This is a genomic window from Streptomyces sp. NPDC056503 (assembly GCF_042794995.1).
In the GTDB taxonomy this organism is placed as follows: Bacteria; Actinomycetota; Actinomycetes; order Streptomycetales; family Streptomycetaceae; genus Streptomyces.
On record NZ_JBHTST010000079.1, the window covers coordinates 15335 to 37251 of the forward strand.

Below are 21917 nucleotides of genomic sequence, written 5' to 3' on the forward strand. Positions count from 1 at the left end.
CTCCCGCTTCCGACGGCGTCCCTCGCGAGCCGTTCCGTCCCACCGTCCCCACCCGCCCCCACCGCACCGTTGCCATCCCCTCGGCGGCCGGCCCCGCACCCCCCGGGCCGTTCCGCCCCGCCCCCGCCCCGCCACGAGAGGTGTGACGCACGCATGAGCAGCTCCTCACCGTCGTACACGGACGTCGCCGGAACCCGGCCGCGCGTCCGCCGCGACGTCCTCTACACCCGGACCCCCGACGGCGTGATCTTCCACAACGCCGACGGCGGCTTCCGCCTCACCGGCGCGTCCGGCTACCGCTTCGCCACCCTGCTCCTCCCCCACCTCGACGGCGCACGCACCGTCGAGGAGATCTGCGGCGGCTTCGGCGACCGGCAGAAGGCGATGGTGGGCGAACTGGTGAAGGCGCTCTACGCGCGCGGATTCGCCCGCCCCGTCACCGCGCCCCCGGAGGAACCGGCCGCCCCGGCGGCGGCGGCCGACCGCTTCGCCCCGCAGATCGCCTACGTCGACCACTACGCCGACGACGCCGACGCCCGCTTCGCCCGCTACCGCGCCACCCGGGTCGCGGTCCTCGGCGACGGTCCCGTGGCCCGCTGGTGTGTGCTCTCCCTGCTCCGCAACGGCTGCGCCGCCGTCGGCGTCGAGCCCGCCCTCGCCGACGGCACCGGCGCCACCCTCCCCGAGGACTTCGCCGCCGTCCGCGCCGAGGCCGCCGCGCTCGCCGCCGAGGGCTGCCCGGTGGAGCTGGCGGTGCTCCCGGCCGGCGGCGCGGGCTGGGCCGCGTACGAGGGGTACGACCTGGTGGTGGCCGCCGCCGCGCCCGGCACGCCCGGCACCGTCCTGGAGCTGCTGCGCGCGGGCGTCCCGGCCGGCCGGGCGCTGCTGCCCGCCTGGACCTTCGGCGACCGCGCGGTGGTCGGCCCGGTGATGAACGACGAGGCCACCACCTGCTGGGCCTGTGCCGCGCTCCGGCTGGGCGCGGCGGGCGAGGCGGCCGACGCGGCCACGCTGTGGAGCGGGCTGGCGCTCGGCACCGGGACGGCCGGGCCGGCTCCGACCGGGCCGCTCGCCGCGATGCTGGGGAACCTCCTCGGGTACGAGGTGTTCCGGCTGACGACCGGCGTCCTGCCGGCGGAGACCCGCGACAAGCTGCTCGTCCAGCACACCGCGACCTTCGACGTGGCCGCCGAGCCGCTGCTGCCCCACCCCCGCTGCCCGTTCTGCGCGCGGCCGGCCGCCGCCCCCGAGCCGGTGGAGCTCACGTCGGCGCCCGCCCGGCCGGCCTTCCTCCCGACGGTCGCCACCGCGCCGGACGACGACGCGGCGCAGGGCCCGCTGGCGGAGCTGGAGCGGCGGTCGGCGCTGGTCGGGCCGCACGCCGGGGTGTTCACCGCCTACGCGGACGAGCGGCTGACGCAGACGCCGCTCAAGGTCGGCGCGGTCACCCTGGGCCTCGGCTCCGGAAGCGTCCGGACCGTCACCGCCTTCGACGTGCACCACACCGCCGGGGCGCGGCTGCGGGCGCTGAACGCGGCGGCCGCGCTCTACGCGGAGCACGTGGTGCCCGGCGCCGCGCCGGCGGCGGCCGGACTCCCGGAGGTGGCGCCGGAATCGCTCACGATCGCCTCGGGGACGGGCGGTTCCGGTGCCGCGACCGCGTGGACGACCGGGACCTCGCTGCTGACGAAGGAGGCCGTGCGGCTGCCGGCCGGTGCCGTGCGGCCCTTCGGCCCGGCCAACGCCGACCGGCGCTTCGAGCCGACCCGGGCGGGCGCCGGGGCGGGCGGCGACCTGCCGGAGGCGGCGGCGGCCGGACTCCTGTCGGCGCTGGCGCACGACGCCCTGCGCCTGGCGCTCGCCGGCGGGGGCCGGGTGGCCGTGCTCGTGCCCGAGGCGTGCGGGGAGGACCCGGAGCTGACGTTCCTGCTGCGCTCGGCCGCGCTCCTGGAACGGGACGTGGAGCTGCTCGACCTCGGTGAGCGGGACCGCTCGGGCGCCTCGGTGGTCCTCGCGCGGACCGCCGGGACCGGCGGCGGCGCGGGCCGCTGGGCGGTCGGCGCGGCCCTCGATCTGCCGGGCGCCGCCGTCGACGCCGTGCGGGAGCTGCTCGGCGATGCCCAACTGGCTTCGGAGGGACCGGAGTCGAGGATCGCCGCCGATCCGGGCGATCCGCTGCTGCGGGACCTCGACCCGGCGCTCGTACGGGTGACGGAGGCGGGTCCGGCCGAGGGGGCCGGGGCGCCGGTGGGGTGGGCGCGGATCCTGGAGCGGCTCGCGGCGGCCGGGCGGGACGCCTTCGTGGTGCCCACCCACGCCGCCGACCTGCCGACGGCCGGCATCCTCACCGTCCGCGTCCTGCTGACCCGGGCGGCCGCCGATGCCGGCTGAGACCAGCGCTCCCCCGGACCGCGGAGCACCGGCCGGGACCCGCCCCGACCTCGCCGACCCGGGGCATCCGGCGGCGGACTCCTTCGCCCGGGCGCTGGGCACCGCCCTCGCCGAGCTCGCGGCGGAGCGGGAGCTCGACGTGGCGGCACTGGGGCTCGTGGACGCCTACACCGCCCCGCCCCGGGCGGCCGGTCGCGCCGGGGCGCTGCCGGTGCGACTGTACGGGCGTCAGATCGTGATCGGTCCGCGGCCGTCGGCCGAGAACGCGCCCGGCTGCGCGACCTGTCTGGAGCGGCGCTGGCAGGGCGTGCGGTCGGTGCCGCTGCGCGAGGGGCTCGAACTGGGCGGGGACACCCGGGCGGCGGGCGCGTGGCCCTACGGCATCCCGTTCGCGGCGGCGGCCGTGGCCGCGCTGGTGGCCGGGCTCGACGGGGAGCCGGCCGGGCCGGGTCCGTATCCGTACGTCCGGCTGCTCGACCTGGACTCGCTCACCGTCCGGACCCATCCGCTCGTGCCCGACCCGGAGTGCCCGGTGTGCGGCCGGGTGGGCACGGACACGGCCGAGGGCGCCGAGCCGGCCCTGCGGCCCGCGCCGAAGCACCGTCCCGGGGCGTTCCGGGTGCGGCCGGTCGAGGCGTACGGGCTGCCGGTGGACGCCTTCGCCAACCCGCACTGGGGCGCGGTCGGTCCGTCGGTCGTCTTCGACGTGGCCTCGACCACGACCTCGGCCACCGTCGGCTGCTTCTCGACCCGTTCCGGCGCCTATCTGCGGGAGACGTTCTGGGGCGGGCACGCCGACACCTACGACCGCAGCCGGAGCATCGGGGTCCTGGAAGGGCTCGAACGGTACGCGGGGATGCGCGCCCGCACCCGCCCCGCCTCGCTCGTCGCCTCCTTCGACGAGCTGGGCCCGGACGCGGTGGACCCGCGCGAGACCGGTCTGTACGACGCCGCCTTCTACCGGGCCAACCCCCGGGTGACGCCGTTCGCCCCGGACCGGCCGATCCCGTGGGTGTGGGGCTGGTCGCTGCGGGACGGGAAGCCCCGGCCGGTGCCGGAGGTGCTGGCGTACTATCACGCGCCCGGTCTGGAGCACCGCTTCGTGCAGGAGAGCTCCAACGGCTGCGCCTCCGGCGGCAGCCTGGAGGAGGCCGTCTACTTCGGCCTGATGGAGGTCGTCGAGCGGGACGCCTTCCTGCTGGCCTGGTACGGGCGGCGGCCGCTGCGCGAGATCGACGCGGCGACCAGCGCCCGGCGCTCCACCCGGCACATGGTGGACCGGCTGGCGATGTACGGCTACCGGGCCCGGTTCTTCGACACCCGCGTCGGGTTCCCGATCCCGGTGGTCACCGCGTGCGCCGAGCGGGTCGACGGCGGCACCGGCCGGATGTGCTTCGGGGCCGGCGCCGGGCTCGACCCGGAGTCGGCGCTCGATTCGGCGCTGTGCGAGATCGCCACCGACGCGGTCAACCTGGTCGGCAGGACGGTACGCGACGAGGCCCGGCTGCGGGCGATGGCCGCCGACTTCGACCTGGTCACGAGCCTGCACGACCATCCGATCCTGTACGGGATCCCGGAGATGGGCCGGCACGCCGACTTCCTGCTGCGGCAGGAGGAGCCGCGTCCGCCGCTCGCCGTCGCGGACCTGGCATGGCCCGACGCCTCGGGGCGGGCCGCCTCGCCCGATCTGCGGGAGGACCTGCTGCGGGCGGTGGACGCCGTGGCGGCGGACGGCTTCGACGTGGTCGTCGTCGACCAGACCCTGCCCGAGCAGCGGGCCCTCGGTCTGCACACGGTCAAGGTGCTGGTGCCCGGACTGCTGCCGATCGACTTCGGCTGGGCGCGGCAGCGCGCCCGCCACATGCCCCGGACCCGGGCCGCGCTCGGACCCGCCGGCCTCCATCCCGCCCCCCATCCGTTCCCTTGAGCCGACCCGCACGCCATCCGAACGTCCGAAAGGGGGCCGACCCCATGGGGTACGCCCATGAGTACGCCGACGCCGTGCTGCACCGCGGCCGCGTCCCGATGGAACCCGCCGACTTCGTCCCCGACTGGCCGGACGCCCCGCGCAAGGGGAAGTTCTACCCGGGGGTGGAGCCGTACGCCCTGCCGGCCGGGGACGGCTCCGGCGCCCCCGCGGCCGCCGGGCTGCTGCCCGCGCCGGGTCGCCCGGCCGAGAGGGGTTTCACGCTGCCGCTGCTGGCCGCGATGCTGAAGGACTCCTACGGCCTGACCGGCCGCCGCCTGGGCGTCCAGGCCAACAGCGACCTGCCGGGCCTGCCGCTCTATCCGCACGCCAACTGGTCGCGCGGGACGGCGGGCGGGGGCGGCCTGTACCCCGTCGCCGTGCACTGGGCCGCCGGGCCCTCCGGGCCGCTCACCCCGGGGCTGCACTACTACGACGTGCACCGGCACGCCGTGCAGCGGGTGCTGACCGGGGACGTGACGGCGCTGGTGCGGGAGGCGCTGGGCCAGGACGCGCCGGCCCCGGCGCGGGAGACCGACCAGTACCTGCTGCTCTCGGTGAAGTACTGGCAGACCGCGTTCAAGTACAACAGCTTCGGCTTCCACGTGGTCTGCACCGACGTGGGCACGCTCGTGCAGACCTGGCGGGTGTGGGCCGCCGCGCACGGCCTCGCCGTCGGGCCGGTGTTCTGGTTCGACGAGGCGCGGCTGAACGGGCTGCTCGGCACCGGGGGCGAGGAGGAGACGGTCTTCGCGGTGGTGCCGCTGACCTGGGACGGCACGCCCCCCGTACGGGAGGCGGTCGCCGCGCACGATCCCGCCGTGCGCCACCGGGACCTGGAGCGGTCCCGTACCGTCATCGGCTTCCCGACCGTCCGGGCCATGCACGCGGCCACGCTCGCGGGCGCCACCGACCGGCCCGCGCCGGGCGCGCTCGTCGCGGCGGCGGTCCGACCGCTGCCGGAGGGGCCGGACCGGGTGGCGCTGCCCGCGCCGGTGCTGCCGGAGGTCCCGGTGCGCCGGGTGCTGCGCGAACGGCGGTCCAGCTTCGGCCGGTTCGACGCGTCCCGGCCGGTGACGCCCGGCGAGCTGTCGGCCGTGCTCGCCGCCTGCGCGGCCACCTCGCTGGGCGGCGAGGCCGACACCGCCGGCGGCGGGTCGCTGGTGCGGCTGTACGTCTTCGTCAACCACGTCGAGGGGATCGAACCGGGCGCCTACGCCTACGACCCCGACGGCGGCGGCCTGCTGCCGGTCGCCCCCGGGGAGCAGGGGGACTTCCTCCAGGCGAACTACTTCCTCGCCAACTACAACCTGGAGCAGGCCGGCGCCGTCCTCGTGCCGACGGTCCGCACGGCGGCCGTCCTGGACGCGGTCGGCGACCGGGGCTACCGGATCGCCGTCGCCACGGCCGGCGCCGTGGCACAGACCTTCTACCTGGCCGCCTCGGCGCTGGGAGTCGGCGCGGGCGTCGCGCTCGGCTTCGACAACGTCTCGTTCGTGGAGCGGCTGGGGCTCGCGGGGACCGAGGAGGCGCCGCTGCTGATCATGCCGCTGGGGCACGAGCGGCCCCGGCCCGCCGACTTCCGCCACGAGATCGTCTGAGGGGGCCGCGATGACGACGACCGAGCGGACCGCGCCCGGCTGGGAGGTCGGGCGGCGCTTCCTGCTGCGGGCCTCGGGACTGCCGGTGGAGACCGTCCGGGGGCTGCGCTGCCCGCGCTCCCGCGCCTGGGCGGACGAGGTCCTGGCGCACGAACACCGACTGGCCGGTGAGGGCGAGGCGCTGAGCGAGGTGCTGCACGGCCTCGTCGAGGCCGCCGACGCCGCCGGTGACCGTGCCCGCAGGGCACTGCTCACGCTGCGCCGCCAGATCTTCAACAACCGCCTGCCCACGGACCCGGACGCCGCCGAACGGCTCGTCGCCGGTCTGGACCCGGCGGCCGGGGCGCGGGTGGGCGGCTGGCTCAAGGACCGGGGCCGCTACGCCGACCTCCTCGCGGAGGGGCCCGGGCTGCTGGCGGAGGAGGTGCGCGGGGCGCGCGGCGCGCTCCGGGCGGCGCTCGCGGAGGACCGGCTGCGGCTCGGGCTGCTGCTGGCCTCGCCGACGCTGGACTCGCGGCTCGACGCGTACCTCGCGGACCGGGCGGCCGAGCCGGGCCGGCGGATGCGGAAGATCGAGCGGTCGGCGCTGACGTACCTGTACCGCACGGCGTGCAAGACGAGCCCGTTCAGCACGCTGACGCCGGTGGCGTCCGGGGTGTTCGCGGGCGGGCCCGGCGATGCGGCGACCGGGGCCTCGGGGGCCGGGGGTGCGGCGGCCGGGACGCGGGCGAGCGGGGAACTGCGCCTCGGGGAGGAGTGGTCGAGCCACGTCCGGCTGACGGTGGTGGCGCTCGCCCGGATCGCGGAGCTGATCCTCGCGGACCCCGTGCGGCGGCGTGACCTGCCCGTGGTCCTCTCCCCCGGCTGGGGACGTGACGAGGACCGGATCCGCTACGTACGCCAGTGGGTCACGGCCGGCGACGACAGCGCGGCCGTCACCTTCGACGCGGTCCGCGACCGGCTGTTCTACCTGCGGAGCAGCGGCGCCCTGGAGCGTCTGCTCGGCTTCCTCGGCGCACGCGAGGGACTGCGGTACGGGGACCTGATCGGGTGGCTGCGGCGGGAGCACGGGGCGGAGCCCGAGGAGTGCGAGCGGTACGCGGCGGCGCTGCTCGGGGTCGGCATGGTGCAGGTGCCCGCGCTCCGCCCGGACGTGCACGGCCCGGACCCGCTGCGCTCCTTCCAGGAGGCGCTGCGCGGACTCGGCGCCGGCTGGGCGGAGACGGTCGCGGGCGGCCTGGACGGCCCGGCGGAGTGCCTGGCCCGCTATCCGGCCGCCGGGCTCGCCGAACGGCGGTCGCTCCTGCGGGAGCTGCGCGCGGGGCTGCTCGGTGTGCTGGCCGGGCTCGGCGCCGAGGAGCCGACGCTGCCGCAGACGCTGCTGTACGAGGACGTGAGCGCGGGTGACGGGGTGACGGCCGGCGCGGAGCTGCTCGGCGGCGGGACCGGGCGGGCGCTGCGCGCGGTGGAGGGCGTCCTGCCGCTGTTCGACCTGACGCTGCCGCACCGGATCACGCTGCGCGGCTTCTTCCTGGCCCGGTACGGGCGGGGCGGGCGCTGCGACGACCTGCTGGGTCTGGTGCACGACTTCCACGAGGACCTGTTCGACCAGTACCTGTCGTTCACGGCCAAGCGCGTCCCGTTCGACGCGGACGGGGCCTACGTGCCGGAGGAGAACTGGCTCGGGCAGCCGGCGCTGCGGAGCCTGGACGAGGCGCGGCGGCGGTTCGCGACCGGGATGCGGGAGGCGTGGGAGCGGGACGGCGGTGCGGAGGAGCTGCGGCTCCCGGCCTCGCTGCTCTCCGACGTGGCCGCGGAACTCGCGCCGGTGACCGGGGACTTCGTCCCGCAGAGCCACCACCTCCAGATCGACCTGCGCGGCGGGGCGGACGGGCACCGGGTGGTGCTGAACCGTTCGTACGGCGGGCTGGCCTTCCCGTTCAGCCGCTTCACCCACGTCTTCGACGGCGACGGCGGGGACGGGGACGAGGGCGAGGCGGAGGGCGCCGGGCTGTCGGCGCGGCTGCGGGAGGAACTGCGGGAGCGGCAGCCGGAGGGCGCCGTCTTCGCGGAGCTGACCGGTGGCCCGGTGACCAGCAACCTCAACCTCCACGGGAGGCTGACGGACCACCAGGTCGTCTGTCCGGGCGAGACGTCGACGGTGCCGGAGGAGGCCCGGATCGAGCTGGACGACCTGTATCTGACGCACGACGAGGAGACGGACCGGCTGGTGCTGCGCTCGCGGCGGCTCGGCTGCCGGGTGATCCCCGTCTACCTCGGCTATCTGGTGCCGGTGGCGCTCCCGGCGATCCCCCGGACACTGCTGCTCCTGTCGCCGAGCACCATGACGCCGGCCGACGTGTGGGGCGGGGTGCCGGTGGGCCCCGCGGTGGACGGGGTGACCCGCAGGCCCCGGGTCGTCCACGATGACGTGGTCCTGGCACGGCGGGCGTGGACGGCGGGGACGGCGGTCCTGCCGGTGCGCCGGCCGGGCGGCGACGAGTCGGCCTGGTGGCTGGAGTGGCGCCGCTGGCAGCGGGCGCACGGGCTGCCGGACCGGGTCTTCGCGACCCCGCAGCGGGCCGGGCGGCGGGTGCCGGGCGCGAAGCCGCTGTACGTGGACTTCGAGAGCCCGCTGTCGCTGACCGCCTTCGACGCCCTGATCGACCGGGGCGAGGGGGCGTCGGTGGTGCTGCGCGAGATGCTGCCGGCCGAGGACGGGCTCCAGCTCGTCTCCGCGCGCGGTCGGCACGTGGCCGAACTGGCCGTCGAGACCTTCGCCTCCCCCGCTCCCCCCGCCCCTGCCCGTACGGCTACCGAGGACGGCCCGACATGCCGGAACTGACCACCCCGCACCCGACCCCCGGGACCGGCGGCCCCGGCCCCTGGCTGGCGCTGCACGTCTTCTACGCGGCCAGCCCCCGCCCGCTGCTCGTCGACTGCGTGCGTCCGCTGGTCGCCCGGCTCTCCGAGGAGGGCCTGCTCGCCGGGTACTTCTTCATCAACTACTGGCTGGAGGGGCCGCACGTACGGCTGCGGCTGCGGCCGTCGAGCGCGGCGGCGGCTCCCGAGGTGCGGCGGCGGGCCGAGGAGGCGCTCGCCGCGTTCCTGAGGAGCCGGCCGGCGCTGTACGAGGTGGACTCGGGCTTCCTGAAGGACTTCTACAACGCCCTGTTCGACATCGAGTTCCCCGGCGAGGACCGGACCCGGTACATGGGCGGGGACGGCCGGATGCGGCTGCGGCCCAACAACTCCTTCCGCGAGGAGCCGTACGCCCCCGAGTACGCCAAGTACGGCGGGCCGGCCGGCGTGGAGCTGGCGGAGTGGCACTTCCGGCACTCCAGCGACCTCGTCGTGGACGCCTTCCGGACGATGAACCTGCATCTGCGCACGGTGCTGCTCGGCACCTCGGCGCAGTTGATGATGGTGATGGCGAGCTGCTTCCTGCCGGAGGAGGACCGGCTCGCCGACTACCTGGACGGCTACTACCGCTTCTGGCACCGGGCGTTCCCCGACAGCGGGTTCATCGGTTCGGAGGAGTACGAGCGCGGCTACGCGGAGCTCGCCCCGTCGCTGGCCCGCCGGTTCGCGGCGGTCCGCGCGGCGGTCGGGGCCGGGGAGCCGGAGCGGCTGCCGTCCTTCCTGCGGGGCTGGGCCGCGCACTGCCTGGAGCTGCGGTCGCGGGTGGAGGAGCTGACGGCCCGGGGCGCGCTGTCGTTCCCGGTGTGGGAGGGGCCGGCCCGCGAGGACACCGGGCAGGAGCGGACGGAGCCGGTGGACGCGGCGCCGATGGAGCCGCTGACGGAGGTGTCGGCGGTGCTGCCCCGACTCCTGTCTCCCTACATGCACATGACCAACAACCGGCTCCATGTGACGATCCGCGACGAGGCGTACCTCTCCTTCGCCCTGGGCCGGGTGCTGCGCGAGGGCGTACCGGACCCGGCGGGGGTGGACGCGTGACGGCGGCCGCCGCCCGGCGGGCGTACCGGCCGGAGCTGCGGCCCGGGGTGCGGTTCAGCCCGCCGCTGCTGCGCGGGCCGAGGACCGTGCGCCTGATCCGGCACCCCGCCACGGGGGCCGCTTTCGAGGTCGGGGAGAAGGAGCACTTCCTGATCGCCCGGCTCGACGGGACCCGCACCCTGGACGACCTCGCGCCGCTGTACGCGGAGCGGTTCGGGCGCCGGGTCGGGGAGGAGCACTGGAACCGGCTGCTCGGCCTGCTCGGCACCCGGGGGCTGCTCGTCGGCGCGCCCGACCCGGTGGTGCCCGCCCCGGAGCCGGAGCCGCCCAACTCCCTCTGGCGGGGCACCCGTCCGATGGTGAGGGACGCCGACGCCACCACGGCGCGGCTGCACCGGGTGCTGCGCCCGGTCCTCCGCCCCGCCGTCCAGCTCCCCCTCGCCGCCGCCGTCCTCGCCCTGCTCGTGCTGCTCGCCTGGCAGGCGGGGCCGCTGGTCGCGGCGGCGGGCGGGCTGACCGGGCGGCCGGCGGCGCTCGCCGGGATCGCGCTCTTCCTCTGGTTCAGCATCACCGTGCACGAACTGGCCCACGGGGTCGCCGCCCAGCACTACGGCGGGCACGTCACCGAGATCGGGCTGAAGTGGCGGCTGCCGGCCGCGCTGCTGTACTGCACGGTCGACGACTACCTGTTCCTGCCGGGGCTGCGGGCCAAGCTGGTGATCGCCGGAGCGGGCGCGTACCTCAACATGGCGCTCCTGCTGCCGTTCGGCGTCTGGTGGCTCCTGCTGCCGGCCGGCGCGGCCGAACGGCCCTTCGTCGCCGGCCTGTTGCTGCTCGGCACCATCCAGGGTCTCGGCAATCTGGTGCCGCTGCCGCCTCTCGACGGCTACCGGATGCTGGGGCACGCGCTCGGCACCGCCCGGCTCGCTCCGGAGACCCGCGCCTATCTGGCGCTGCGCCGGAGCGGCGGGGCGGAGGCGGTGGCCGGCTACCCGCCCCGGGCTCGGCGGCTCTACGCGGCGTACGCGTCGGGGGCCGTGCTCCTGGTGCTGCTCGCCGTGACGGCCACCGCCGCCCTGCTGTTCCTGCTGCTGCGGTGACGACCGCACCCCCTCTTCCCTCCCCTCCGTCGAAGGACCACGCACCGCATGAGTGAGGTACAGGCCATGTCGTCCCCCCATCACGCCGGCGGACCGCCGCCCGCAGCCGTCCGCGTCGAGGAGGTCTCCAAGCGGTACGGGGACCGGCTCGCCGTCGACGCCGTGTCCCTGGAGATCCGCCAGGGCGAGTTCTTCGGACTGCTCGGCCCCAACGGGGCGGGCAAGTCGACCCTGGTGGAGATCATGGAAGGGCTGCGCCGGGCCGACACGGGCTCGGTCGCGCTCTTCGGTCGTTCCCCCTGGCCCCGGGACACCGGCCTGCTGCCCCGGATCGGGGTGCAGACGCAGTCCTCGGCCTTCTTCGTCCGACAGACCGCGCACGAGCACCTGCGCACGGTCGCCGCGCTCTACGGGGCCCGTCCCGGGAGCGTCGACACCACCCTGGAGGCGGTCGGTCTGACCGCGCAGCGGAACGTCCGGGTGGAGAACCTCTCCGGCGGGCAGCGGCAGCGCCTCGCCATCGCCTCGGCCCTGGTCCACGGGCCGGAGCTGATCTTCCTCGACGAGCCGACGGCCGCGCTCGACCCGCAGGCCCGGCGGGCGCTGTGGGAGGTGCTGCGCGGGCTGAAGGCGGCGGGCCGCACGATCGTCTACACCACCCACCACCTCGACGAGGCCGAGGCGCTGTGCGACCGGATCGCGATCCTCGTCGACGGCCGGGTCGCCGTGACGGACTCCCCGCACAACCTGGTCGCCGCCGCGCACGCACCGAGCCGGCTCCTGCTGCCGCTGGGCCGGCTCGACCGGCGGCGGGCCGCCGGAATCGACGGCGTGGAGCGGGTGAGCGAGCAGGGCGGTTCGCTCGTCCTGGAGACCCACGCGCCCGGCCAGGTGCTGTCCGCCGTCGACCGGCTCGCCGGCCTGGACGGGGTGCAGACGCGCACCCCGAGCCTGGAGGACGTCTACCTGGACCTGACGTCGGGCCTCACCGCCGACCCCGCCGCCGGGAAGCCCGCCGGGACCCCCGCCGCCGAGACCATCACGGAGCCGTGACCATGAGCGCCTACGCCGCACTGACCGGGGCGGGCTACCGGGCCCAGATCCGGGACAAGACCACCCTCTTCTTCACCTTCGCCTTCCCGCTCCTCTTCCTCGTCGTCTTCGGTCTGATCTTCAAGGGCCAGGCGGTGGAGGAGAGCGGTCTCCCGTACCTCTCCTACACGGCGGCCGGAGTGCTGTCCTGGGGCGTGGCGAACGCCGCCGTCTTCGGGATCGCCTTCACCCTGATGCAGTGGCGGTCGGACGACATCCTGCGGCTGATCCGGATGTCCCCGGCGCCGCTGTCGGCGGTCATCGGCTCCCGGTACGTCATCGCCCTGGTGGTGGGGGCGGTGCAGTCGCTGCTCTTCGTCGGGGTGGCGATGCTGCCGGTCTTCGGCCTGGAGCCCGCCTCCGGCTGGCCGCTGCTGATCCCGGTGCTCGCGCTCGGGGTGACGACCTTCCTCCTCCTCGGGGTGATCATCGGCTCCTTCGCGGACACCCCGGAGTCGGTGGCCGCCGTCGCCAACTTCCTGATGCTGCCGATGGCGTTCCTCTCCGGCTCCTTCTTCCCGCTCGACTCGATGCCGGAGTGGCTCCGGAAGGTGTCGCTCGTGATGCCGCTGCGCTATCTCAACGACGCCGTCTCGCACGCGCTCGCCGGGCGGGGCGACGCCTCCGACGTGTGGCTGGGCTGCGCCGGACTCGTGGTGTTCGCGGTGGTCTTCGGGGCGGTCGCGGTGAAGACCTTCCGCTGGACGAGGTCGTCGTGAGCGCCCCGGTGACGGAGCGGCCCGTGGAGCCGCCGATGGACCGGGCCCGGGCGGAGCTGCGGGCCGCGCTGTCCTGGCGGCTCGGCGCCGACGTGCCGGTGGTACCGGTCGGGGTCACCGACGCCGCCGCCCCGGCGGGCGGGCCCGGCGCGCCGGACGCGTGGGCGGCCGAGCGGGCCGGTGCCCGGGTCCACCTCACCGCCTCGGCGGTGCTGGTCGGTCCCTGGGGCGGTGACGGCACCGCGCCCGCCTGCGGGCGCTGTCTGGCCGTGCGCTGGCAGCGGCTGCGCAGCCGGAGCGAGCGGGACGCGCTGGAGACCGGCGGGCCCGAGGGTCCGCGCCCGGCCGGGGCCTGGCCGCTGCTCACCCCGCACGTGTACGACGCGGTGGCGGCGGTCTGCGCGGCGGTCCTGGACGGGCCGGGGGCCGAGCCGCCGGCCGTCGCGCCCGCCGACCGGGCGCTGCCCCAGGTGACCCGGATCGACCTGGCGACGCTCGCGGTGCGCACCTTTCCGCTGCTCGCCGAGCCGCTCTGCCCGGACTGCTCCCCCGCCCCGGAGGAAGCGGGGCCGCGCGCGATGGAGCTGGTGGAGCGCCGCAAGCCGGACCCGGGAGCGTACCGGCTGCGGCCGGCGGGCTCGTACCCGATCCCCGAGGAGGCGCTGGCCAATCCGGTGTGCGGGGCGCTGGGCGGCGGGACCTGGCTGAGCGTCACCTCGCCGACGACGGCCCCGGTCGCGGGCAGCGTCTTCGTGCGCGGCTACGCCGGGCTGAACGACGTGACGTGGAGCGGGCAGGAGAACGTCTTCGCGACCAGCCGCACGCTGGCCTTCCTGGAAGGGCTCGAACGGTACGCGGGCACCCACCGGCGCGCCCCGCGCGCGCCGGTCACCGGCTCCTGGAACGAGCTGCGGGACCGGGCGGTCGATCCGGCGGAGTGCGGCTTCTACGCGGAGCGCACCTACCGGGAGGACCCGCTCGTCGCCCCCTTCGACCCGGACCGGGCGATCCCCTGGGAGTGGGGCTGGTCGCTGCGCGACGAGCGGCCCGTGCTGGTGCCGTCCCGGCTCGTCTACTACAGCGCGGGCCTCCAGGCGGACAACTTCGTCTTCGAGTGCTCCAACGGCTGCGCCATCGGCGGCAGCCTGGAGGAGGCGGTGCTCGGCGGGCTCCTCGAACTCGTGGAGCGGGACGCCTTCCTGAACGCCTGGTACGGGGCGGCCCGGCTGCCCGCCGTCGACCTGGCGACGGTCGGCGGCCGGGCCTCCGCGGCCATGGCCGAGCGGGCCGCGCTCCAGGGGTACGACGTGCACGTCCTGGACAACCGGATCGATCTGCCGGTCCCGGTGGTGACGGCGGTCGCGGTGCGCCGGGACGGCGGCCCGGGGCTGCTGTCCTTCGCGGCGGCGGCCTCGCTCGATCCGCGGGCGGCCGTGGAGGGGGCGCTCTCGGAGGTCCTCACCTACATCCCTCACCTGTCCCGGCAGACGCGCGAGCGGCGGGACGAACTGGAGGCGATGGCCGACGACTTCGACCGCGTCCGGCATCTGAAGGACCACGCCCAGCTGTACGGGCTGCCGCGGATGGCCGCGCACGCGCGGGCCTTCCTGGAGCCGCGGGCGGTGCGGTCCTTCGAGGAGACCTACCGGGAGTGGGAGGAGTCGGGGCGGCCCCGGACGCTCGATCTGCGCGACGACCTGCGGGTGGTGACGGAGGCGCTCACCGGAGCGGGGCACGACGTCGTCGTGGTCGACCAGACGACGCCGGAACAGGAGCGGATGGGGCTGCGCACGGTCAGCACCCTGGTGCCGGGGCTGCTGCCGATCGACTTCGGCTGGAACCGGCAGCGGGCCCCGCTGATGCCCCGCCTGCGGACCGCGCTGCGGCACGGCGGCCACCGGGCGACGGACCTCACGGACGGCGAGGTCCACCGGGTTCCGCACCCGTTCCCGTAGCCCGTGCGCACCGACGCGCCCGGTGTCCGTGGAGGCCACGGACACCGGGCGCGCAGCGGACCCGGACGGGGGTCAGGCGGAGCAGGAGGTGGTGCTGGTGGTGGAGCTGCAGGTCGAGGTGGAGCTGGTGCTCGTGGAGCCGGCCAGCACGACCTCGCTGGCGTCCGAGTAGTCGGAGATCTCGAAGGTCTCGGCCTCCAGCTCCAGGATCTCGTCGGCGAGGGTGCTCAGGTCCTTGTTCATGGTGCCTCCTCAGGGTCCGCGGCCCCGTCCGGGGCCGTCTGCCGTGACTCCATTGCAGCGCCCTCCGCTCACCGTTCGGCCCGCCGTCCGCTGGCATCCCGCTGGCACGCGACGCCAGCGACCCGTTCCCGCCGGCAGGAGCCGGCGACAGCCGGACGAAGGAGACAGCCCATGCCCGCCCCGTACGCCGTCACGTCCCGCCCCGCCCTGGCCCTCGCCGGGGAGGCGGTCCGTCCCGCCCTGACGCTCTATCTGGACGTCCACTCCTCTCCCGAGCTGTCCGGCGCGGAGGCGCGGACGGCCCGGGTGTTCGGCGACCGGCTGGCGGCGCTCGGCCTGGAGGTGACCCGGGGCGTCGGCGGGCACGGCGTGGTCGGGGTGCTGCGCAACGGCCCCGGTCCGCGGGTCTGGCTGCGGGCGGAGCTCGACGCGCTGCCGCTGGTGGAGGAGACGGGGCTGCCGTACGCCTCCGGGAACGGCGCCATGCACGCTTGCGGCCACGATCTGCACCTGGCGGCGGCGGCCGGGGCGGCGGAGCTGCTGTCCCGGACGACGGCGGACTGGCGCGGCACGCTGGTGGTGGTGGGCCAGCCGGCGGAGGAGACGCTGACCGGGGCGCGGGCGTTGCTGGCGGACGGGGCGTACGAGCGGTTCGGCGTCCCGGACGTGGTGCTCGCGCAGCACGCGGCGCCGCTGCCGGCCGGGCTTGTCGCGCACGGCACGCCCCGGGCGCCGGTGACGGCGGCGAGCGCGGCGCTGGAGGTGACGGTGCACGGGCGGGGCGGGCACGCGGGGACGCCGCAGCTCACGGTGGATCCGGTCGTGACGGCGGCGGCGGTGGTGCTGCGGCTGCAGACGGTGGTGTCCCGGGAGAGCGCGCCGGGCGACCATGTGACGCTCACGGTGGGGACGCTGCGGGCGGGGACCGCGGTCAACGTCGTGCCCGACACGGCGTCCCTCGGCATCGGGCTGCGGGCCCTCACCGACGCGTCCCTGGACCGGGCGCTGGCGTCGGTGGAGCGGATCGTGCGGGCCGAGTGCGCGGCCTCCGCCTGTCCGCGCGACCCGGAGATCGCGCGGGTGAACCGGACCCCGGCGCTGTGGGGCGACCCGGCCGCGACGGCGGCGGTGCGGGCGGCCCACACGGCCCTGTTCGGTCCGGAGCGGGTGGCGGACTGGCCCGCGTCGGCGGCGTCGGAGGACTTCTCCCTGTACGGCGGCGCGGGCGACGGGCTCCACGGGGCCGGCGACGTGCCGCTGGTGTACTGGATGACGGGCGTCACCGGCCGCCGCCAGTGGGCCGCCGGCCCGGGCCGGGTCCCCCCGAACCACTCCTCCCGCTTCGCCCCGGAGGCGCGCTCGGCGCTCCCCGCGGCGATCACGGCGCTGACGGCGGCGGCCCTGGACCGGCTGGACCGGCCCGCGGACGCCGGTGCGGGGTCCTGACCTCAGGGGCGGGCGAGGGCGGCGGCGGGACTGCCGCCCTCGTCTCCGCGCGGGCGGGCACGGGCGAGCGTCGCGGATCGGGTCGCCGGTCCACCGTAACCTCCCGAACGCACCGCGCTCCAGGGGCTGTCGTACGGGCCGTCAGAGTGACCGGGGGCTTCGGGAGTTGGAGGCGGGAGGGGTTGACGGGCGGTCGGCGCGTCCATAAGTTCACCACTTGATAAAAGGCTTACCGCCTTGCGGGACACGGGCGGAACCGGGCGGGCCGGGTCCGGACGGCACCGCGGTACGCCTCGACGAAAGGGTTGTCAGGTGCAGCTCAATCCTCTGCGGGGTGCGCGCCACGGGACGCGCTCCCGCCCCCGCGCGCTCGCCGCCCTCCTCACCGGCGCCCTCGTGGCGACGGGCCTGGTCCTCACCGCGCCCGGCACCGCGCAGGCCGCCGGCGAGCGGGTGGACGTCTGGCTGACCACCACCTCCGACGCCGGAGGCCGCGCCGTCACGCGCGGGCTCGCCCCGCAGGCGCCGCTCGCCTTCGGCCCCGCCGGCGGCACCGCGAGCCACACGATCACCGTCGACGAGTCGACCACCTACCAGCGGTTCGAGGGCGGCGGCGCCTCGATCACCGACACCACCGCCCACCTCCTGCGCGGCGGGGCGGTCGGCGCCGCCACCCGCGACGAGGTCATGCGCAAGCTGTTCTCGCCGTCCGACGGCATCGGGCTCTCCTTCGTCCGCAACCCCATCGGCGCCTCGGACCTCTCCCGGCCCGGGAACGTCTCCCTCGACGACACCTGCTGCGACCTCGGCGACTTCGGCGCGAACGGCTACGACACCGGCGTGCGGCTGCTGACCTCGCAGGCGAAGCAGCTCAACCCGGCGCTCCGGGTCAAGGGCGTGCCCTGGAGCGCCCCCGGCTGGATGAAGGACAACGGCCGGATGGACCGGATGGGCTGGCTGAAGTGGGAGCACTACCCGACGTACGCCCAGTACCTGGTGAAGTACGTCCAGAGCTACCAGGCGGCGGGCGTGCGGGTCGACTACCTCTCCGTGCAGAACGAGCCGAACTGCTGTCAGGCCGGCAACCCCACCGCCATGAACTACCCGGGCATGAGCTGGAACCCGTCCGGGCTCGTCGAGTTCACCAAGAACCACGTCTACCCGGCCTTCCGGGCCGCCGGAATCACCACCAAGGTCCTGGTGCACGACTGGAACTACGGCGACTACGCCGGCTTCGGCGCGGCCGTCCTCGGTGACGCGGGCGTCCGGAACGACCCGCTCTTCGGCGGCATCGCCTGGCACGGCTACGCCGGCGACCCCGCCGTCGGCACCCAGGTCCACGACCAGTACCCGTCGGTGCGCCAGTTCAGCACCGAGCACTCCGGCGGCACCTGGATCGGGAACCAGCACGACGAGGACCTGAAGGACATCGTCTCCTACGCCCGCAACTGGAGCAGCAGCCTGGTGAAGTGGAGCCTGGCGCTCAACCAGGACATGGGCCCGCACAACGGGGGTTGCGGCACCTGCACCGGGCTGGTCACCGTGCAGGAGGGCGGCCCGCGGGCCGGACAGGTCGACTACACGATCGAGTACTACACGACCGGCCACCTCACCAAGTTCGTGAGGCCGGGGGCGTACCGGATCGCCTCCACCGACAACGCGACCGTGCAGAACGTGGCCTGGCGCAACACCGACGGCTCCAAGGCCCTCATCGCGCACAACCGCGGCGGATCGACCCAGTCCGTCCGCGTCGACTGGGGCGGCCAGTCCTTCACGTACGGCCTGCCGGCCCACACCACCGCCACCTTCACCTGGTCCGGGACGCCGGGCGCCGGAGCTCCGGCCGGGGCCCTGACCGGGCTCGCGGGCAGGTGCCTGGACGTGGCCGGGGCCGCGACCGCCGACGGCACCGCCGTCCAGCTCCACGGCTGCAACGGCACGGCGGCGCAGCGGTGGACGCTCGCCGCGGACGGCAGCGTGCGGGCGCTCGGCAAGTGCCTCGACGTCGCCGGCGGCACGGTCGCCGACGGCGGCAAGGTGCAGCTGTACACCTGCAACGGGACGGGCGCCCAGCGGTGGCGGTACGACCCCGTCACCCATGACGTGGTGAACCTCGCCGCCGACAAGTGCCTGGACGCCACGGGCAACTCCTCCGCCGACGGCACCCGGGCGCAGATCTGGACGTGCACCGGCGGCGCCAACCAGAAGTGGACCCACCAGGCGTCCTGAACCGCGCCTTCGGGCCGGGGCGACACGCCCCGGCCCCTCCTCACGTCCGATCCGACCCTTCTCCCCGTCTCCCCTTCCTCAGGAGCACATCCCATGCCGCACCCGCACCACCGCAGGAGAGCGCGCGCCCGAGGGCTCGCCGCCACCGCCGTCACCGCCCTGATCGCTGGGCTCGTCGGGGCCGGGCCCAGCGCCGCCGTGCCCGGCGCGGACGACGAGCCCGCGCCCCGGGCCGTCGACCGCTTCGAGGGCGAGGTCCCCTTCGGGAATCCTCCCGCCGAGGGGATCTTCACCTGGGGCGGCGACGCCGACGACCATCCGGCGCTCTCGCTCGCCGAACGGGCCGACGCCCCCGAGGGGGGCAAGGTCCTCGAAGGCCGCTACGACATCAGCGGCTGGGGCGGCTTCACCCATGACTTCGCCTTCGACGAGCCGGCCGAGGACTGGACCGCCCACCGGGGCGTCCGCTTCTGGTGGTACGGGCAGAACACCGCGCCGCTGCCGCCCGGCTCCGGCAAGCGCATCGCCTTCGAGCTGAAGGACGGCGGCGCGAACGGCGAGGCGTCCGAGCTGTGGACGACCTCCTTCACCGACGACTGGGAGGGCTGGCACCTCGTCGAACTGCCCTTCTCCTCCTTCCAGTACCGCGCCGACTACCAGCCGGTCGGCGGCATCGACCAGGTCCTCGGCCTCGACCGGATGTGGGGGTACGCGCTGACGCTGCCCACGGGCGCACCGGGCTCCTTCGCGCTCGACGGGGTGGAGCTGTACGGGAAGGCCGACCCGGCGCTGACCACCCAGGTGGTGACGGGGGCAGCCGTGCACCCGGTGGCGGAGGGCTCCGCCGCCCGGATCGACGTCACGGTGAACACGACGGGCGCGGCCCCGACGGACCAGCCGGTCACCGTCGCGTACGCGACGGACGACGACGGGCCGGCCGAGGCGGGGAAGGACTACCGGCCGGTGGCCGGCAGCCTCGTCTTCCCCGCCGGGACGCCCTCCGGCACCACCCGCTCGATCACCGTCGAGACGCTGAAGGACAGGGCCGGCGAGGCCGGCGAGACCATCCCGGTGAAGCTCACCGTCGAGGGCGCGAAGGCGCCCGCCGAGGACCCGGTCGTCGTGGTGAACGCGCACGGACTGCCGTACCTCGACAAGCGGCTGCCGGTGCAGCGGCGGGTCGCCGACCTGCTCTCCCGGATGACCCTGGCCGAGAAGGCCGGGCAGATGACCCAGGCCGAGCGGAACGCCCTGCGGGCGCCCGGCGACATCGCCGGGTACGCGCTCGGCTCGCTGCTCTCCGGCGGCGGTTCGGTGCCCACCCCCAACACGCCGGAGGCGTGGGCGCGGATGGTCGACGGCTACCAGCTGCGGACCCGGGCGACCCGCCTCCAGATCCCGCTGGTCTACGGCGTGGACGCGGTGCACGGGCACAACAACGTGGCCGGGGCCACGATCATGCCGCACAACATCGGCGTCGGCGCCTCCCGCGACCCCGCGCTCGCCGCGCGGACCGGCGCCGTCACGGCCAAGGAGGTCCGCGCGACCGGAGTCCCCTGGGACTTCGCCCCGTGCCTGTGCGTGACGCGGGACGAGCGCTGGGGGCGGTCGTACGAGGCCTTCGGCGAGGACCCGGCGCTGGTGACCGCGATGGAGACGGTCGTCAACGGCATGCAGGGCGCGGCCGACGGGCGCGACCTGGACCGCAACGACAAGGTGCTGACCAGCGCCAAGCACTTCGTGGGCGACGGCGGCACGGAGTTCGGGTCGTCGGCGACCGGCTCGTACACGATCGACCAGGGCGTCACCAAGGTCACCCGCGAGGAGCTGGAGGCGGTGCACCTGGCGCCGTTCGCGGAGGCGGTGAAGCGCGGGGCGGGCACGGTCATGCCCTCGTACTCCTCGGTCGACATCCTCGGGGACGACCTCGGCCCGGTGAAGATGCACGCCAACGCCGAGCTGATCAACGGGGTGCTGAAGGACCGGATGGGCTTCGAGGGCTTCGTCATCAGCGACTGGCAGGCCATCGACCAGATCCCCGGGGACTACCCGAGCGACGTGCGGACCTCGGTCAACGCAGGCCTGGACATGATCATGGTGCCGACGAACTACCAGGAGTTCACCCGGACCCTGGTGGCCGAGGTCGAGGCGGGCCGGATCCCGGTCTCCCGGATCGACGACGCCGTGGCCCGGATCCTGACGCAGAAGTTCCGGCTCGGACTCTTCGAGAAGCCGTACGCGGACACCACCCACCTCCCCTCGGTCGGCTCGGCCGAGCACCGGGCGGTGGCCCGCGAGGCGGCGGCCGCCTCGCAGGTCCTGCTGAAGAACGACGGCGGGGTGCTGCCGCTGAAGCCCTCGCAGAAGGTGTACGTGGCCGGCTCGAACGCCGACGACCTGGGCAACCAGACCGGCGGCTGGACGATCAGCTGGCAGGGCTCCTCCGGGAAGCGGACCACCGGCACGACGATCCTCGAAGGGATACGGAAGACCGCGCCCGGGCTGACGTACTCGAAGGACGCCGCCGCACCGGTGGAGGGGTACGACGCCGGGGTCGTGGTGGTCGGCGAGACGCCGTACGCGGAGGGCGTCGGGGACGTCGGCAACGGCCACGACCTGGAGCTGAGCGCCGCCGACAAGGCGGCGGTGGACCGGGTGTGCGCGGCGATGCCGTGCGCGGTGCTGGTCGTCTCGGGGCGGCCTCAGCTGATCGGCGACCGGCTGCCGGAGATCGACGCCCTGGTGGCGTCCTGGCTGCCGGGCACGGAGGGCGACGGCGTCGCGGACGTGCTCTTCGGCCGGAAGCCCTTCACCGGGCAGCTGCCGGTGACCTGGCCGCGGTCGGAGGCCCAGCTGCCGGTGAACGTCGGAGACGCGGCGTACGACCCGCAGTACCCGTACGGCTGGGGGCTCACCACCCTGACGGCGGCACCCAAGGGCGGGGAGACCACCCTGAAGGCGCTCGGGCTCGCGGCCCGGGTGCTCCAGGCGGCCGGGCGGGGCGATTCACCCGAGGCGCGGCGTCTGGTGGCCCGGGCCCGGCTGCTGGTGCAGGATCGCATCGGGCAGCGGGTCACGGAGGCGGCGGCGAAGCCCTTCGCCGAGGCCGACCACCGGCTGCTCTCCGGTGACCCGGCGGGTGCGGTGGCGCGGCTGACCACGGCCTACCGCGCGGCCGGCTGAGTGCGGGGCCCGGTGGACCGGCGCCTCGCGGG

The 21917-nt window shown here is 75.6% G+C and carries 13 protein-coding genes; 12 read left to right on the top strand and 1 reads right to left on the bottom strand.

All coding sequences use genetic code 11. From position 1 onward, the window contains the following. The first annotated feature begins 153 nt into the window (after positions 1–153). The 9 genes from ACFQ8C_RS22865 to ACFQ8C_RS22905 are packed head-to-tail and all read left to right on the top strand — an operon-like array spanning position 154 to position 14784. A complete protein-coding gene (locus tag ACFQ8C_RS22865) occupies positions 154–2391 on the top strand; it encodes a TOMM precursor leader peptide-binding protein (protein ID WP_383460544.1) in 2238 nt (745 codons plus the stop codon). Next, complete coding sequence (locus ACFQ8C_RS22870; RefSeq protein ID WP_383460547.1) at positions 2381–4318, top strand: TOMM precursor leader peptide-binding protein; 1938 nt, start codon at positions 2381–2383, stop codon at positions 4316–4318. The genes ACFQ8C_RS22865 and ACFQ8C_RS22870 overlap by 11 nt, the downstream gene beginning before the upstream one ends. Positions 4319–4362: 44 nt before the next feature. After that, entirely contained in the window at positions 4363–5958 is a 1596-nt protein-coding gene (locus ACFQ8C_RS22875) for a nitroreductase family protein (RefSeq protein WP_383460550.1), read from the top strand. Positions 5959–5968: 10 nt separating this feature from the next. After that, positions 5969–8803: a lantibiotic dehydratase gene (locus ACFQ8C_RS22880; protein ID WP_383460552.1), complete on the top strand. Its 2835-nt coding sequence runs from the start codon at positions 5969–5971 to the stop codon at positions 8801–8803. Next, on the top strand, positions 8791–9918 hold the full coding sequence (locus ACFQ8C_RS22885; RefSeq protein ID WP_383460555.1) for a lantibiotic dehydratase C-terminal domain-containing protein: 1128 nt from the start codon (positions 8791–8793) through the stop codon (positions 9916–9918). Before ACFQ8C_RS22880 ends, ACFQ8C_RS22885 begins: the two co-directional genes overlap by 13 nt. Next, complete coding sequence (locus ACFQ8C_RS22890; RefSeq protein WP_383460557.1) at positions 9915–11018, top strand: peptidase M50; 1104 nt, start codon at positions 9915–9917, stop codon at positions 11016–11018. The genes ACFQ8C_RS22885 and ACFQ8C_RS22890 overlap by 4 nt, the downstream gene beginning before the upstream one ends. 48 nt (positions 11019–11066) lie before the next feature. Beyond that, positions 11067–12071: an ATP-binding cassette domain-containing protein gene (locus ACFQ8C_RS22895; RefSeq protein WP_383460559.1), complete on the top strand. Its 1005-nt coding sequence runs from the start codon at positions 11067–11069 to the stop codon at positions 12069–12071. A 2-nt stretch (positions 12072–12073) separates the two neighbouring features. Continuing rightward, complete coding sequence (locus tag ACFQ8C_RS22900) at positions 12074–12829, top strand: ABC transporter permease (protein ID WP_383460562.1); 756 nt, start codon at positions 12074–12076, stop codon at positions 12827–12829. Positions 12830–12864: 35 nt separating this feature from the next. Further along, the gene (locus ACFQ8C_RS22905) at positions 12865–14784 is read left to right on the top strand and encodes a TOMM precursor leader peptide-binding protein (RefSeq protein WP_383460574.1); all 1920 of its coding nucleotides are present in this window, start codon (positions 12865–12867) and stop codon (positions 14782–14784) included. 72 nt (positions 14785–14856) lie between these two features. Here the strand turns inward: ACFQ8C_RS22905 and ACFQ8C_RS22910 are convergent, their stop codons facing one another. Continuing rightward, on the bottom strand, positions 14857–15027 hold the full coding sequence (locus tag ACFQ8C_RS22910) for a thiazolylpeptide-type bacteriocin (RefSeq protein ID WP_030757923.1): 171 nt from the start codon (positions 15025–15027) through the stop codon (positions 14857–14859). Positions 15028–15198: 171 nt separating this feature from the next. On the opposite strand from ACFQ8C_RS22910, the gene ACFQ8C_RS22915 reads away from it, so the two are divergent. The 3 genes from ACFQ8C_RS22915 (at position 15199) to ACFQ8C_RS22925 (ending at position 21885) form a co-directional block, all read left to right on the top strand. Continuing rightward, positions 15199–16473, top strand: a complete 1275-nt coding sequence (locus tag ACFQ8C_RS22915; protein WP_383460564.1) for an amidohydrolase — start codon at positions 15199–15201, stop codon at positions 16471–16473. Between the two features lie 312 nt (positions 16474–16785). Continuing rightward, on the top strand, positions 16786–18702 hold the full coding sequence (locus tag ACFQ8C_RS22920) for a ricin-type beta-trefoil lectin domain protein (protein WP_383460567.1): 1917 nt from the start codon (positions 16786–16788) through the stop codon (positions 18700–18702). 93 nt (positions 18703–18795) lie between these two features. Continuing rightward, on the top strand, positions 18796–21885 hold the full coding sequence (locus tag ACFQ8C_RS22925; protein WP_383460569.1) for a glycoside hydrolase family 3 N-terminal domain-containing protein: 3090 nt from the start codon (positions 18796–18798) through the stop codon (positions 21883–21885). Positions 21886–21917 lie beyond the last annotated feature (32 nt).